This window comes from Leclercia sp. UBA2479 (genome assembly GCF_002341985.1).
Taxonomy (GTDB): domain Bacteria; phylum Pseudomonadota; class Gammaproteobacteria; order Enterobacterales; family Enterobacteriaceae; genus Enterobacter; species Enterobacter pneumoniae.
This window is the reverse complement of the sequence record NZ_DDPB01000009.1, coordinates 861,529-876,010: the sequence shown is the minus strand read 5'-3', so window position 1 is coordinate 876,010 and position 14,482 is coordinate 861,529. Positions and strand designations below refer to the sequence as shown.

Below are 14,482 nucleotides of genomic sequence, written 5' to 3'. Positions count from 1 at the left end.
ATATGTCTAAAAAAGTTGCTGGAATTATTGTTACTTATAACCCTGATATAATTTTATTACGTGAATCTCTAGAAGCGTCTTCTGAACAACTTGAATGTATATATTTAATTGATAACAATTCTAAAAATTCATCGGAGATTTCCAATTTATCAAAGTTGTTTAGAAATACACACTTTAAATCATTTGCAGAGAATGTTGGACTGGCTAAAGCTCAGAATCTTGGTATTGAATTAGCCAGAGAGAATTCTGAAGTTGATTATATTATTCTCTTTGATCAGGATAGTGTTATAGAGAATAATTTTATTGACACATTATTATCTGACTATCTAAACAAAAAGCAAAACGGTTGTAAAATAGGGGCTATTGGCCCAACATTTTATGATCCTATAACTGGTTTCAAATATCCTGCCACAGTTTATGTGGGACCATTCATCAAAAGAATAGTAGCTGAGAAAGAACCAATAAAGGCTACATATTTGATTGCATCAGGATGTTTTATCAGTAAAGATGTTTTGAATGAAGTAGGTTTAATGCGTTCAGAACTTTTCATTGATTATATTGATGTTGAATGGAGTTTACGAGCTAAAAGCTTAGGTTATGATTTATTTATATCACCTAATGCAAATATGGCTCATACAATTGGTGACGCTAGGCGCAGTATTTTTGGAAGAACAATCTCTATTCATTCACCATTTAGACGATATTTTTTAGTAAGAAATAGTTTTTACATGCTTAGACTCAATTATGTGCCACTAGGCTATAAATTACGAGAGCTATTCTTTAATTTTGCACGCATAATCATCTCGGCTATATTTTCTGATAACAGATTGAAAACGTTAAAATCTGCATTTTTTGGTATCATCGACGGTATATCAGGAAAGTTCGGACCCACAAAAAGAGATATTTAGGATAAAATTGTGAAAGTTTTATATATCATAACCAAAGCCGATGAAATTGGTGGTGCACAGGTTCATGTTCGTGATCTCGCAAAAAAACTTGTAGCCGAAGGCCATGATGTCCATGTCATTGTTGGAGAAAATGGGGCTCTGGTAAATCAACTAAAACAAAATAATATTGAAGTGACTATTGTTGATAAACTAATAAGAGACATTTCACCTTTAAAAGATTTTCAGGCTGTTATTAATATTAGACAATTAATAAAAAAATTAGCACCAGATATAATTGGTCTCCACTCTTCAAAAGCCGGAATTATTGGACGTTTGTCAGCGTTAGGTTTAGGTATACCCGTTGTTTTTACTGCTCATGGTTGGGCTTTTGCTGATGGTGTTGGAGAAAATAAAAAAAAGCTATACATTTTTATTGAAAGATCTCTTGCCCCATTAGTTAATAAAATTATAACAGTCTCAAACCAAGATAAAGAACTAGCATTGAAATATAAAGTCACAAGTGACTATAAGCAGGTTGTGATCCATAATGGCATGCCTGATTTGGCTGAGGAAATAGACTTAACTAGCAAAGAGCTTCGTTCCAAAATCAAGATTATCAGTGTAGCACGTTTTTCTGAACAAAAAGATCATGAAACACTTTTAATAGCGCTAAGTCAAGTCGAGTATAAAAATTGGATATTAACCCTTGTTGGTAAGGGACCAAAAATGGAGTATATTAAATCTTATGCTTGTCAATTAGGTATTCGTGATAAAATTGAGTTTTTAGGCGAATGTAATGACGTAAGTAATCTATTAAGCAACAGCGATATATTCACGTTAATAACTAATTGGGAAGGGTTGCCACTTAGTATAATCGAGGCAATGCGAGCTAGCCTTCCTGTGGTTGCCTCTGATGTTGGTGGCGTACGAGAATTGATCGACGATAATCATACTGGCTTCTTAATAAAACATAAAGATGCAAATCAGTTAACTCAAATATTTGAAAAATTATTCTCTGACTCGAGTCTAAGACAACAAATGGGCCATTCAGGCCGTGTAAAATACCTTGCTAATTTTACATTTGATGATATGTATTATAAAACCCTTTCGCTTTATAAGGGATTAATTAAAAGGTCATAATTTATCCGCGTATTACGATAAAAGCTTTAATGACTCATAACAATGAAATCATTTTTATTGAAGAAATATCTTTTTTTTTAGTATAGTGTTTCTTGACAGTCGTATAATTAGTGATGATCACACCTGACAGGAGTATGTAATGTCCAAACAACAGATCGGCGTTGTCGGTATGGCAGTGATGGGGCGCAACCTGGCGCTCAATATCGAAAGCCGTGGTTATACCGTCTCCGTTTTCAACCGCTCCCGTGATAAGACCGAAGAAGTGATTGCCGAGAACCCGGGCAAGAAACTGGTTCCGTTCTACACGGTGCAGGAGTTCGTTGAATCTTTGGAAACGCCTCGTCGTATCCTGTTAATGGTGAAAGCGGGTGCAGGTACAGATGCTGCTATCGATTCACTGAAACCATATCTGGATAAAGGCGACATCATTATTGATGGCGGTAATACCTTCTTCCACGACACCATTCGTCGTAACCGTGAACTGTCTGAGGAAGGCTTCAACTTCATCGGTACAGGTGTATCCGGCGGTGAAGAGGGCGCTCTGAAAGGTCCATCTATCATGCCTGGTGGCCAGAAAGAAGCATACGAGCTGGTTGCGCCAATCCTGACCAAAATCGCCGCAGTTGCTGAAGATGGCGAACCTTGCGTAACCTATATTGGTCCGGACGGTGCGGGTCACTATGTGAAGATGGTTCACAACGGTATCGAGTACGGCGACATGCAGCTGATCGCTGAAGCTTACGCATTGCTGAAAGGTGGACTGAACCTCTCCAACGAAGAGCTTGCTGAAACCTTCACCGAGTGGAACAACGGTGAGCTGAGCAGCTACCTGATCGACATCACCAAAGATATCTTCACCAAGAAAGACGAAGACGGTAAATATCTGGTTGACGTGATTCTGGATGAAGCTGCGAACAAAGGTACCGGTAAGTGGACTAGCCAGAGCTCTCTGGATCTGGGCGAGCCGCTGTCTCTGATTACCGAATCTGTATTCGCGCGTTATATCTCTTCCCTGAAAGAGCAGCGTGTCGCCGCATCTAAAGTGTTGAGCGGTCCACAGGCTAAACCTGCCGGCGACAAAGCGGAATTCGTTGAGAAAGTGCGTCGTGCACTGTACCTCGGCAAAATCGTTTCCTATGCTCAGGGCTTCTCTCAGCTGCGCGCTGCATCTGATGAGAACAACTGGGATCTGAACTACGGCGAAATCGCGAAGATCTTCCGTGCAGGCTGCATCATCCGTGCTCAGTTCCTTCAGAAAATCACCGATGCGTACGCTGAAAACGCCGGCATCGCTAACCTGTTGTTGGCGCCTTACTTCAAACAGATCGCGGATGACTACCAGCAGGCATTGCGTGATGTTGTGGCTTATGCGGTTCAGAATGGTATTCCGGTACCGACCTTCTCCGCTGCTGTTGCATATTACGACAGCTACCGTGCTGCTGTTCTGCCAGCAAACCTCATTCAGGCACAACGTGATTACTTCGGCGCGCACACTTACAAGCGTACTGATAAAGAAGGTGTGTTCCACACCGAATGGCTGGATTAATCTGATTTAAGTCAGCATGCTATGCGAGCCCGGTATATGTTACCGGGCTTTTTTTTGCGCCAGAATGCCCATGGTGACTCGGTTTACAGTTTCTGGCCTCGCTGAGCCTGTAAAAATCGCTGCAATTCGTGCTTAGTGTATAGAGGTAACTTCCTTGACAGTCGCTCGGCTTAAGGGGTAAAAACCCCAACAGTTGTATATTGCGCTGGCGTTGTTTCGCCTCCAGATTCTTACCAATTAAGACGTTAAACGAATGAAAATAACTATCTCCGGAACAGGTTATGTCGGTCTCTCGAATGGGATTCTGATTGCGCAGCACCACGAAGTGGTAGCGCTGGATATCGTGCAGGCGAAGGTTGATATGCTTAACCAAAAAGTGTCGCCAATCGTGGATAAAGAGATTCAGGAGTATTTAACCACTAAGCCACTCAATTTCCGTGCCACTACGGACAAGCAAGATGCTTATCGAAATGCCGATTACGTCATCATTGCAACTCCTACTGACTATGACCCGAAGACTAACTATTTCAATACTTCCAGCGTTGAAGCGGTTATTAAAGATGTCACAGCGATCAACCCAAATACGGTAATGATCATAAAATCGACCATCCCGGTAGGTTTTACGCAGTCGATTAAAGAGAAGATGGGAATTGATAACGTCATCTTTTCTCCTGAATTCCTGCGTGAGGGGAGGGCTTTGTATGACAATCTCCATCCTTCACGAATCGTCATTGGCGAGCGTTCAGAACGTGCAGAGCGATTCGCTGCTTTGCTTCAGGAAGGGGCGATTAAGAAAGATATTGAAGTGCTGTTTACGGATGCCACCGAAGCCGAAGCGATCAAACTCTTTGCCAACACCTACCTGGCCATGCGCGTTGCCTACTTCAACGAGCTCGACAGCTATGCCGAGAGCTTGGGGCTGAATACCAGGCAGATCATTGAAGGGGTTTGTCTCGACCCGCGGATTGGCAATCACTATAACAATCCCTCTTTTGGCTACGGTGGCTATTGCTTGCCAAAAGATACGAAGCAGCTGCTGGCTAACTACCAATCGGTGCCAAACAACATCATTTCGGCCATCGTGGATGCAAACCGCACACGTAAAGACTTTATTGCCGATTCCATTCTGGCGCGCCAGCCAAAAGTGGTCGGTATCTATCGTTTGATCATGAAGAGTGGTTCCGATAACTTCCGTGCGTCTTCTATTCAAGGGATTATGAAACGTATCAAGGCGAAAGGTATTCCGGTCATCATTTACGAGCCCGTAATGCAGGAAGATTCATTCTTTAATTCCCGTGTGGTTCGTGATCTGGAGGCTTTCAAAGAAGAAGCCGATGTCATTATCTCTAACCGTATGGCAGAAGAGCTTATCGACGTTGCCGACAAGGTCTACACCCGCGATCTCTTTGGCAATGACTGAAAACCTTGATTGCCCGGCTTGTCCGGGCATTTTTCTTATGTTGCAATAGCTTTTATCAGGCTAACTGTAGGAAAAATTCATTCCGAAAAGGCAATCTGAAACTGCGTAAAAGTTTCGGATATGTAGGACTCATTTCTTTATGCTTCGTCGATTTCCTATAGAAATTAATGCAATAACCGATAAACTGTATTAATAACGTTCTGCCTTGTGGTTTTTTCATTGTTAAGGATTATATGACGTACAATAACAACAACGTGGTCTCACGACGCAATGACCCGGAACAGATTGATTTAATTGATCTTGCACTACAGCTCTGGCGTGGAAAATGGTTGATCGCTGCGTTTGTTGCCATTGCTATCGTTATCGCTGGCGCGTATCTGATGCTTGCCAACGAGCAATGGTCCTCCTCTTCAATTATCACTCAGCCTGATTCAGCTCAAATCGGTACCTACAGCACTGCATTAAATGTACTTTATGGCAATTCTGCACCCCGCCTGCAAGATATCCAGTCTAACGTATTCAACCGTTATAATGCTGCAATTTCAGCTTTAGCCGGCACCCTGGAGAATAAAGAAGAGCCGGAAAAACTGATCATCGAGCCGGTGGTTAAAGGCCAGCCTGTACCTCTTAAGGTTAGCTATGTGAGTGATTCGGCGAAAGCCGCGCAAAAGCAGCTCGCTGTATACATTCAGGAGATTGATGAGCAGATCGGTAAAGAACTGTTCAGCGATCTCAAAGATAACATTGAGCAGCAGGTTGCGACCCTGAAGACCTCGATTGAAAACCAGGAAGAGATTGCGCAAGAGCAGAAAGACCTGCGCATCAGCCAGATTAGCGAAGCGCTCAAATATGCTGAAGCGGCCAACGTAACCAAACCGCAGATCCAGCAGACGCAGGATGTTACTCAGGACAGCATGTTCCTGCTGGGGACCGATGCCTTGTCGGCGATGGTGCAACGCGAGTCTTCACGCCCATTGACCTTTGCGAATGACTACTACCAGAACAAGCAGCGCCTGCTGGATATTGAAAAGCTCAAGATTGAGCCGACATCCATTCATGGCTATCGCTATGTTATGAAGCCAGACCTGTCTATCCATCGCGACAGTCCTAAGCGCAGTATTACGGTTATCCTGGCCGTGCTCCTCGGCGGTCTGATCGGCTCTGGTTTTGTCCTCGGCCGGAACGCACTACGAAATTACCATCAGAAAGCGTGATGATTCATTAAGCAAAAAAAACCGGGTTTCCCCGGTTTTTTTATTTGTGTCTTTTACGCAAGTTTTCAATAACCGTCGTTAAATCCAGCTCCTGATCCTGAAGCAGCACCAGCAGGTGATACATCAAATCAGAGGCTTCATTGGTCAGTTCGTCGCGGTCATGTACCGTCGCAGCGAGAGCGGTTTCTACACCTTCTTCTCCCACTTTCTGCGCGATACGTTTGGTACCGCTGGCGTAAAGTTTGGCGGTATACGAGCTATCCGGGTCGGCCGTTTTACGTTCTGCTAAAAGTTGCTCCAGCTGATATAAAAACAGCCACTGGTGGCTGGCCTCACCAAAGCAACTGCTGGTACCCAGATGGCAGGTTGGGCCGATAGGGTTAACCAGCACCAGCAGGGTATCGTTATCACAGTCCGGCGTGATGCTCACCACATTCAGGAAATGGCCCGAGGTTTCACCTTTGGTCCATAAACGCTGTTTAGTACGTGAGAAAAAAGTCACTTTACCGGTGGAGAGGGTCTGCTGCAGGGCATCCTGATTCATATACCCCAGCATTAGCACTTCGCCCGATACCGCGTGCTGTACCACGACCGGCAACAGGCCGGCGGTTTTTTCCCAGTCCAGCTGCGCGCGTTGTTGCTCTGTTAACATACCCGTATCTCCACGCCCTGGTCCGCCAGGAACGTTTTTAACTCACCAATATTAATTATCTGCTTGTGAAACACCGATGCGGCCAGCGCACCGTCGACATTAGCGTCGCGGAAGGCTTCCAGGAAATGCTCCATCGTTCCGGCACCGCCAGAAGCGATCAGCGGCACGTTGCACACGGCGCGAACTTTGCTCAGCTGTGCCAGGTCATACCCGTTGCGTACGCCGTCCTGGTTCATCATATTCAGTACGATTTCGCCCGCTCCGCGTTTTTGCACCTCCTGCACCCAGTCGAGGGTCTCCCACTGCGTCACCCGGGTGCGGCTCTCATCGCCGGTATATTGGTTAACATGATATTTGCCGGTGGCTTCATCAAACCAGGTATCAATCCCCACCACAATGCACTGTACGCCAAAGCGATCCGCCAGACGGGTGATTAGCTCCGGCTCTGCCAGGGCAGGGGAGTTGATCGAAATTTTATCAGCGCCGAAGGAGAGGATTTTTGCAGCATCCTCTGCCGACTTGATGCCTCCCGCCACGCAGAACGGAATATCAATCACTTCCGCGACGCGTGCCACCCAGCTTTTATCCACCACGCGGCCATCGCTGGAGGCCGTAATATCGTAAAAGACCAGCTCATCCGCGCCTTCATCGGCATAGCGTTTGGCCAGCGGGACGATGTCGCCGATGATCTCGTGGTTGCGGAACTGCACCCCCTTTACCACCTGACCATCGCGTACGTCGAGGCAGGGAATTATCCGTTTTGCCAGCATTGAATTGCCTCCGTCACCGTAAATTTCTCTTCCAGCAGGGCGCGTCCTACGATCACGCCACGCACGCCTGTCCCACGCAGGGCAGCAATATCATCCAGCTCACCAATACCACCTGAGGACTGGAACGCCACCTGCGGATAACGGGCGCAGACTTCTTCGTACAGCGAGACGTTCGAGCCCGCGAGGGTGCCATCCCGGGAGATATCCGTGCAAAGGACATGCTTTAGACCAACCGGGAGATAGGTGTCCACCAGTGCTTCCAGGGTGACGCCGGAGTTTTCCTGCCAGCCGCTTACTGCCACCTGCTTCGTGCCCTGGTCGTCAATACGTACGTCCAGCGCTAATACCAGCGCGTCAGCGCCAAAGCGACGAAACCAGCCTTTCACCGTTTCGGGATCTTTTACCGCAGTAGAACCGACCACCACGCGCGCCACGCCCGCGTTAAGCAACGCCGCCACATCTTCTTCAATACGTACGCCACCACCGACCTGCACCGGCACGTTCACGCCGGCAACCAGTTTTGTCAGGAGGGAGATCTGGCGTTTGGTGGGATCTTTTGCGCCGGTCAGGTCTACAAGGTGCAGTACTTCAGCCCCTTGAGCGGCATAATCTTGCAAACGCGGCAGCGGATCCTTGCCATAATCGCGCTGCTGGCCGTAGTCGCCCTGGTGCAGACGAACAACGGTGCCGTCAATCAAATCTAATGCTGGAATAATCATTACATCTCCAGGAAGTTTTTCAGCAGCTGTGCGCCTGCGGCACCCGACCGCTCCGGGTGGAACTGCACGCCATAGAAGTTATCTTTCTGCACCGCTGCGGTAAATGCTTCGCCGTATTGGCACTGGGCAATGGTGTAGGTGTTCACTGGCATGGCGTAACTGTGCACAAAGTAAAAATATGCGCCATCCTCAATGCCCTGGAACAGGCGATTACCCGCTTTCGGGTAGACGCGGTTCCAGCCCATATGCGGCAGCGGCAGACCGTGGTCGGTCATTTTGGGGACGTCCTGCTCGATAATATCCAGCAAATCCACGCCGTTACTCTCTTCGCTACGGCGACCCAGAAGCTGCATGCCGAGGCAGATACCCAATACCGGTTGGGTGCAGGCTTTGATGAGTTCGACTAACTCACGCTCGTGGATCTGATCCATCGCGGCCTGGGCGGTGCCCACGCCGGGTAAAAACAGTTTGTCGGCGCGCAGCACAATATCGGCATCACGGCTCACCACGGGGTCATAACCGTGACGGGCAATGGCCGATTTTACCGAGTTCAGATTGGCGCAGCCGGTATCAAGGATCACCACATTCATTACAGCACTCCCTTCGACGACGGCAGGGCGTCACCTTCCACACGAATAGCCTGGCGCAAAGTACGGCCGAAGGCTTTGAACAAGCTCTCTACGCGGTGGTGATCGTTCTTCCCTTTGGTTTTTAGGTGTAGGGTTACACCCATGGTGTAGGAGAGTGAACGGAAGAAGTGCTCGACCATCTCTGTGCTCAGGTCGCCCACGCGCTGATAGGTAAAATCGGCTTTGTATTCCAGGTGCGGCCGACCCGAAATGTCGAGGGCACAGCGTGCCAGACACTCATCCATGGGCAGCACAAAACCAAAGCGGTTGATGCCACGCTTGTCCCCCAGCGCCAGCTTGAGGGCTTCGCCCAACGCCAGACCGGTATCTTCAACGGTGTGGTGATCGTCAATATAAAGGTCACCTTTAACGGCAATCTCCATGCGAAAACCGGCGTGGGTACAGATCTGATCCAGCATATGATCAAAAAAACCGACACCGGTGTGGATTTTGCTACCGCCTTCGCGATCCAGCCAGACCTTCACATCAATTTGCGTCTCTTTGGTATTACGCTCAACGTGAGAGTAGCGGTCGCGTTTCGTGAGTTGTTCGCCAATCATGGCCCAGTTAAGGTCGTTAGCGTTGTAACGCAGGCCAGCGATGCCCATGTTCTCCGCCAACTGAATGTCGGTGGCGCGGTCGCCAATGACATAGCTGTTAGCCTTATCGAGTACCGCGTCTGCCAGATACTGCTCTACCAGCTTGACCTTCGGCTTACGGCATTCGCAATTATCCGCCGGCAGGTGCGGACAGATAAGCACGTCATCGAACACCACCCCCTGCGAGGAGAGGATCTGCATCATCAGGTTATGCGGGCCGTCAAAGTCTGCCTGCGGGAAGCTGACGGTACCCAGCCCATCCTGATTGGTGATCATTACCAGTTTGAAACCGGCTTTCTGCAGCTTCAGCAGAGTAGGGATCACGTCGGCTTCAAAGGCCAGTTTGTCGAAACGATCGACCTGATAATCGCTGGGGGGCTCCGAAATAAGGGTGCCGTCACGATCGATAAAGAGGGTCTTCTGGCTCATACTTTCTCCGCATTCAGGGCGTCGATAACGCGCTGGCTCTCTTTACGGGTGCCGATGGTGATGCGCAGGCAGCCGCTCAGGGAAGGTTGTTTATTTTGATCCCGTAAGATAATGCCCTGATCCCACAAAGATTTAAATACTGAGCTGGAGGCGGTAAAGCGCACCAGGATGTAGTTCGTTTCCGAATCGAATACCTGTTCAACGCAGGGAATGGACTTTAAAGCGTTCACCAGGTACTGACGTTCAACAAGGATCTGCGCCACGCGGTCACGCATCGCGTTAATGCCCTGCGGAGCCAGCGCCTGGGCCGCGATATCAGCAACTGGCGTAGAGAGCGGATAGGGTGCGATGACCTTCATCAGCAGGTCAATTACCGGTTTATTGGCCAGGGTAAATCCACAGCGCAGCCCGGCGAGGGCGAAGGCTTTCGATAATGTACGCAAGATCACCAGGTGCGGATACTCATCCAGCCAGCCTGCCAGCGTCGCCTGCGGGCAAAACTCGATATAAGCTTCGTCTGCCACCACCAGTGCTTTCCCGCGAGTCATCTCCAGCAGGGTGCGGATATCCTGCGGGTTGATCAGTTGCCCGGTCGGATTATTCGGGCTGCAGACAAACACCACCTTCACGCCGTCCAGATTATCGGCGATAGCCTGCAAATCGAGCTGCCAGTCGTCGCGGGCAGCTACTTTGCGCAGTTCCACATTGAAGGTTTCGGCGCTCACGCTATACATACCGTAGGTTGGCGGGCAGTAGAGCACCGCGTCCTTGCCTGGCTCACAGAACGCGCGAATCAGCAGTTCGATGCCTTCGTCAGCGCCCCGGCTAACCAACACCTGCTCCGGCTTTACGCCGGCATAAGCGGCATAATTTTCAATAACCGCCTTTGGCTGGCATTCCGGATAGCGGTTGAGCGTTTGTTGGGTGAGGGGATACTCCACAGGTGTGGGGAATTCATTGGCATTCAGCCAGACATCGCCGCTTCCGCCCAGACGACGAGCAGACTGATACGGGGTCAGCGCGCGGACGTTGTCGCGGGCCAGCTCTTCAATGTTCATGCTTGCTCCTTCAGGGCTGCAACGCGCAGCGTAACGGCATTCTTATGGGCGGTCAGGCGTTCTGCAGCGGCCAGGGTTTCGATGGTCGCCGCCAGGGAGGCGAAGCCTTCACGAGAGAGTTCCTGCACGGTCATCCGTTTCTGGAAATCCGCCAGTCCCAGGCTGGAGCAGGTAGCGGTATAACCATAGGTTGGCAGCACGTGGTTCGTCCCCGAGGCGTAATCGCCAGCGGATTCGGGTGACCAGTCGCCCAGAAATACCGATCCAGCGCTGGTAATGCTGTCGACCAGGTCACGGGCGTTGCGGGTCTGAATGATCAGGTGCTCAGGTCCGTAGAGGTTAGAGATCGCCACGCACTGGGCCAAGTCACTGGCCACAATCAGACGGCTGGCAGATAACGCCTGGCGGGCCGTCTCTGCACGGGGGAGATCGGCCAGCTGGCGCTCTACGGCTTCGCCCACGCGTTGTGCCATGCCCGCATCCGGCGTCAGTAAGATCACCTGAGAATCGGGGCCGTGCTCTGCCTGCGACAGGAGATCGGAGGCAACAAAGTCAGGCGTGGCACCGCTGTCGGCGATCACCAGCACTTCAGAAGGGCCGGCAGGCATATCAATGGCCGCGCCGTCCAGACGCTGGCTCACCTGGCGCTTGGCTTCGGTCACGAAGGCATTGCCAGGGCCAAAGATCTTATCCACGCGAGGAATCGAATCGGTGCCCAGCGCCAGCGCTGCGATAGCCTGCGCGCCACCCACGTTGAAGATTTCCTGCACGCCGCACAGCTGTGCGGCATAGAGGATCTCATCTGCAATTGGCGGAGGAGAACAGAGCACCACTTTACGGCAACCCGCAATGCGTGCCGGGGTCGCCAGCATTAATACGGTAGAAAAGAGAGGGGCTGAGCCCCCCGGGATATAAAGGCCGACGGAGTCAATCGGGCGGGTTACCTGCTGGCAGCGCACGCCTGGCAGGGTTTCGATATCGACGTTTTGCAGTTTCTGCGCCGTGTGGAAGGTGTCGATATTCTTTACAGCAACGGCCATCGCCTGCTTCAGTTCATCGCTCAGGCGCGCGCTGGCGGCATCAATCTCTTCCGCACTAACCTTCAGGGCACGCACCTCGGTTTTATCGAACTTAGCACTGTATTCACGCAGTGCGTCATCGCCGCGGTTTTTGACGTTTTCGAGAATCTCCGCAACGGTACGGGTAATGCTGTCGGAGGCGGAGATCGCCGGGCGCATCAGTAATTCCCCTTGCTGCGCGGCACTACAGCTATTCCAGTCGATGATTGTGTTAAAGCTCATGGCCATTACTCCATCATCTTCTCAATAGGCAGTACCAGGATAGAGCTGGCACCCAGCGATTTCAGTTTTTCCATGGTTTCCCAGAAGAGGGTTTCGCTGCTCACCATGTGCATTGCTACGCGCTGCTGATCGCCAGCCAGTGGAAGAATAGTTGGGCGCTCGGCACCCGGCAGCAGGGCAATCACTTCGTCCAGACGCTCGGTCGGGGCGTGCATCATGATGTATTTGGATTCACGCGCCTGGATAACGCCCTGGATACGAGTCAGCAGGCGGTCAATCAACTGCTGTTTGGCATCAGGCATCTCGCCATCGCGCTGAATGAGACAGGCTTTTGAACGGAACATGACTTCCACTTCACGCAGGCCATTCGCCTCGAGGGTCGCACCGGTGGAAACCAGGTCACAAATGGCATCGGCCAGTCCGGCGCGCGGCGCGACCTCAACTGAACCATTCAACAGACAGGATTTAAATTGCACCCCTTTCTGGTCGAGGTAACGCTTCAGCAGGTGCGGATAAGAGGTGGCGATGCGCTTACCGTTGAGGGAGGCCGGGCCGTCCCAGGCTTCGTCAGCCGGGGTTGCCAGCGACAGGCGGCAACCGCCGAAGTCCAGACGACGTAGCGTAAAGTAACACGGATCCTCACCCTGCGCACGGCGGGTCAGTAGCTCTTCTTCCAGCACGTTCTCGCCAATAATCCCCAGATCCACCACGCCATCCATCACCAGGCCTGGAATATCGTCATCACGTACGCGCAGAATATCAATCGGCATATTCTCTGCCAGCGCGATCAGGCGCTGTGTGTGCAGGTTAATTTTAATGCCGCAGCGCGCCAGAAGCTCGCGTGAATCATCGCTCAAACGGCCTGATTTCTGAATAGCTATGCGTAAACGTGAATTATCTAACATTGTTGGTTCCTCGTGATCCTGTTTTAACCTGTCTGAATACGATCCAAAAAAAAGCCCCCGGAAGAAGATCTTCCGGGGGCTTTTCTTGCGTTCATGCACCACTGGAAGATCTGAATGTCTTCCAGCACACATCGCCTGAAAGACTAGTCAGGATGATGGTGATGATGGTGGTGTTTAAATGGAACGCGTGTCATAAAATTCTCGATGAATGCTTATTCATGTGATGTCTTTTAACCTAAACCACTTGTGTCACTGAAAGCAAGGGCTTTTTTTAATCATTAATTCATTTCATATTGTAGCTATGAATTGTCAGTTCCGGACGGCTGGCGTAGCCTTAACAGAGACGCGTAAATGTCAGGAGAAGACGGATGAAAAAGGTCGCAATTGTCGGTTTAGGGTGGTTAGGGATGCCGCTGGCGATGTCATTAACGGCAAGAGGCTGGCAGGTGACGGGCAGCAAAACCACCGTAGACGGCGTGGAAGCCGCGCGGATGTGCGGTATCGAAGGGGTCGAATTGCGCCTGGAGCCAGAGCTTATCTGCGATGCCGACGATCTGGATACGCTGATGAATGTCGACGCGCTGGTCATTACGCTGCCCGCCCGCCGAACCGGACCGGGAGACGGGTTCTACCTGCAGGCGATGCAGGAGATTGTCGACAGCGCCCTGGCCCATGATATTCCACGCATTATCTTTACCAGTTCAACCTCGGTCTATGGCGATACCGAAGGAACGGTCAAAGAGGACAGTCCGCGCGCGCCGGTCACCGCGAGCGGACGGGTATTAAAAGACCTGGAAGACTGGCTGCACAATTTACCGGGTACACAGGTTGATATCCTGCGTCTTGCCGGCCTGGTCGGGCCGGGGCGTCACCCGGGTCGTTTCTTTGCGGGGAAAACGGCGCCGGACGGGCAACATGGCGTTAATCTTGTGCATCTTGAAGATGTCATCGCGGCAATTACCCTGCTTTTGCAGGCTCCAAAAGGCGGACACATCTATAATATATGTGCGCCCTCTCATCCCGCTCGTAGCACCTTCTACCCGGTTATGGCGCGTCAGCTTGGTCTGGAACCTCCGCATTTCCACGATGCGCAGGGCGAAAGAAAAGGCAAAGTGATTGATGGTAACCGTATCTGTCACGAACTGGGATTTGAGTATCAATTTCCCGATCCGCTGGTTATGCCGATGGAGTGATGCAGCCCGCGGAGGCAATT

Annotated in this window: 15 protein-coding genes and 1 other annotated feature; of the genes, 6 read left to right on the top strand and 9 right to left on the bottom strand. The window is 50.4% G+C overall.

The window, feature by feature from the left end:
• Positions 1-2 precede the first annotated feature (2 nt).
• The 5 genes from B3B59_RS13905 to wzzB all read left to right on the top strand — a co-directional run bounded on the left by B3B59_RS13905 (position 3) and on the right by wzzB (position 6,207).
• A complete protein-coding gene (locus B3B59_RS13905; RefSeq protein WP_286809320.1) occupies positions 3-908 on the top strand; it encodes a rhamnosyltransferase in 906 nt (301 codons plus the stop codon).
• 9 nt (positions 909-917) lie between these two features.
• Positions 918-2,027: a glycosyltransferase family 4 protein gene (locus B3B59_RS13900; protein ID WP_286809318.1), complete on the top strand. Its 1,110-nt coding sequence runs from the start codon at positions 918-920 to the stop codon at positions 2,025-2,027.
• Between the two features lie 139 nt (positions 2,028-2,166).
• Positions 2,167-3,573 carry an NADP-dependent phosphogluconate dehydrogenase gene (gene gndA / locus B3B59_RS13895; RefSeq protein ID WP_212477798.1) on the top strand — a complete coding sequence of 469 codons (1,407 nt, stop codon included), beginning with the start codon at positions 2,167-2,169 and terminating at the stop codon, positions 3,571-3,573.
• Positions 3,574-3,826: 253 nt separating this feature from the next.
• Positions 3,827-4,993 carry a UDP-glucose 6-dehydrogenase gene (ugd, locus tag B3B59_RS13890; protein ID WP_286809316.1) on the top strand — a complete coding sequence of 389 codons (1,167 nt, stop codon included), beginning with the start codon at positions 3,827-3,829 and terminating at the stop codon, positions 4,991-4,993.
• Positions 4,994-5,226: 233 nt separating this feature from the next.
• Positions 5,227-6,207 carry an LPS O-antigen chain length determinant protein WzzB gene (wzzB, locus tag B3B59_RS13885; protein ID WP_286809315.1) on the top strand — a complete coding sequence of 327 codons (981 nt, stop codon included), beginning with the start codon at positions 5,227-5,229 and terminating at the stop codon, positions 6,205-6,207.
• Positions 6,208-6,247: 40 nt separating this feature from the next.
• Here wzzB and hisIE read toward each other — a convergent pair whose 3' ends face one another.
• From hisIE to hisL, 9 genes are all read right to left on the bottom strand, one after another.
• Positions 6,248-6,859, bottom strand: a complete 612-nt coding sequence (hisIE, locus tag B3B59_RS13880; RefSeq protein ID WP_286809313.1) for a bifunctional phosphoribosyl-AMP cyclohydrolase/phosphoribosyl-ATP diphosphatase HisIE — start codon at positions 6,857-6,859, stop codon at positions 6,248-6,250.
• On the bottom strand, positions 6,853-7,629 hold the full coding sequence (gene hisF / locus B3B59_RS13875) for an imidazole glycerol phosphate synthase subunit HisF (RefSeq protein WP_040074922.1): 777 nt from the start codon (positions 7,627-7,629) through the stop codon (positions 6,853-6,855). Before hisF ends, hisIE begins: the two co-directional genes overlap by 7 nt.
• Entirely contained in the window at positions 7,611-8,348 is a 738-nt protein-coding gene (hisA, locus tag B3B59_RS13870; protein WP_286782620.1) for a 1-(5-phosphoribosyl)-5-[(5-phosphoribosylamino)methylideneamino]imidazole-4-carboxamide isomerase, read from the bottom strand. Before hisA ends, hisF begins: the two co-directional genes overlap by 19 nt.
• On the bottom strand, positions 8,348-8,938 hold the full coding sequence (gene hisH / locus B3B59_RS13865) for an imidazole glycerol phosphate synthase subunit HisH (protein WP_040074924.1): 591 nt from the start codon (positions 8,936-8,938) through the stop codon (positions 8,348-8,350). Before hisH ends, hisA begins: the two co-directional genes overlap by 1 nt.
• Positions 8,938-10,005, bottom strand: a complete 1,068-nt coding sequence (hisB, locus tag B3B59_RS13860) for a bifunctional histidinol-phosphatase/imidazoleglycerol-phosphate dehydratase HisB (RefSeq protein WP_040074925.1) — start codon at positions 10,003-10,005, stop codon at positions 8,938-8,940. Before hisB ends, hisH begins: the two co-directional genes overlap by 1 nt.
• On the bottom strand, positions 10,002-11,063 hold the full coding sequence (gene hisC, locus B3B59_RS13855; protein ID WP_286809311.1) for a histidinol-phosphate transaminase: 1,062 nt from the start codon (positions 11,061-11,063) through the stop codon (positions 10,002-10,004). The genes hisB and hisC overlap by 4 nt, the downstream gene beginning before the upstream one ends.
• Positions 11,060-12,364, bottom strand: a complete 1,305-nt coding sequence (gene hisD, locus B3B59_RS13850) for a histidinol dehydrogenase (RefSeq protein WP_286809309.1) — start codon at positions 12,362-12,364, stop codon at positions 11,060-11,062. Before hisD ends, hisC begins: the two co-directional genes overlap by 4 nt.
• Before the next feature lie 5 nt (positions 12,365-12,369).
• The gene (hisG, locus tag B3B59_RS13845; RefSeq protein WP_286809307.1) at positions 12,370-13,269 is read right to left on the bottom strand and encodes an ATP phosphoribosyltransferase; all 900 of its coding nucleotides are present in this window, start codon (positions 13,267-13,269) and stop codon (positions 12,370-12,372) included.
• Between the two features lie 45 nt (positions 13,270-13,314).
• Positions 13,315-13,437 (bottom strand) — a sequence feature (His leader region).
• Positions 13,413-13,463, bottom strand: coding sequence for a his operon leader peptide (gene hisL / locus B3B59_RS13840; protein ID WP_154298781.1), 51 nt, complete (start codon positions 13,461-13,463; stop codon positions 13,413-13,415). It overlaps the preceding feature by 25 nt.
• A gap of 174 nt (positions 13,464-13,637) precedes the next feature.
• Between hisL and B3B59_RS13835 the strand changes: the two genes are divergently transcribed.
• Entirely contained in the window at positions 13,638-14,462 is an 825-nt protein-coding gene (locus B3B59_RS13835) for an SDR family oxidoreductase (protein ID WP_286809305.1), read from the top strand.
• The last annotated feature ends 20 nt before the right edge of the window (positions 14,463-14,482 follow it).

What these genes read in the sequence shown, in the direction of transcription:
- hisF (WP_040074922.1), bottom strand. Translation starts at nt 7,629, where the DNA reads ATGCTGGCAAAACGGATAATTCCCTGCCTCGACGTACGCGATGGTCAG.
- hisC (WP_286809311.1), bottom strand. Translation starts at nt 11,063, where the DNA reads ATGAACATTGAAGAGCTGGCCCGCGACAACGTCCGCGCGCTGACCCCG.
- gndA (WP_212477798.1), top strand. Translation starts at nt 2,167, where the DNA reads ATGTCCAAACAACAGATCGGCGTTGTCGGTATGGCAGTGATGGGGCGC.
- wzzB (WP_286809315.1), top strand. Translation starts at nt 5,227, where the DNA reads ATGACGTACAATAACAACAACGTGGTCTCACGACGCAATGACCCGGAA.
- hisA (WP_286782620.1), bottom strand. Translation starts at nt 8,348, where the DNA reads ATGATTATTCCAGCATTAGATTTGATTGACGGCACCGTTGTTCGTCTG.
- hisIE (WP_286809313.1), bottom strand. Translation starts at nt 6,859, where the DNA reads ATGTTAACAGAGCAACAACGCGCGCAGCTGGACTGGGAAAAAACCGCC.
- hisG (WP_286809307.1), bottom strand. Translation starts at nt 13,269, where the DNA reads ATGTTAGATAATTCACGTTTACGCATAGCTATTCAGAAATCAGGCCGT.
- ugd (WP_286809316.1), top strand. Translation starts at nt 3,827, where the DNA reads ATGAAAATAACTATCTCCGGAACAGGTTATGTCGGTCTCTCGAATGGG.
- hisH (WP_040074924.1), bottom strand. Translation starts at nt 8,938, where the DNA reads ATGAATGTGGTGATCCTTGATACCGGCTGCGCCAATCTGAACTCGGTA.
- hisD (WP_286809309.1), bottom strand. Translation starts at nt 12,364, where the DNA reads ATGAGCTTTAACACAATCATCGACTGGAATAGCTGTAGTGCCGCGCAG.
- B3B59_RS13835 (WP_286809305.1), top strand. Translation starts at nt 13,638, where the DNA reads ATGAAAAAGGTCGCAATTGTCGGTTTAGGGTGGTTAGGGATGCCGCTG.
- hisB (WP_040074925.1), bottom strand. Translation starts at nt 10,005, where the DNA reads ATGAGCCAGAAGACCCTCTTTATCGATCGTGACGGCACCCTTATTTCG.
- B3B59_RS13905 (WP_286809320.1), top strand. Translation starts at nt 3, where the DNA reads ATGTCTAAAAAAGTTGCTGGAATTATTGTTACTTATAACCCTGATATA.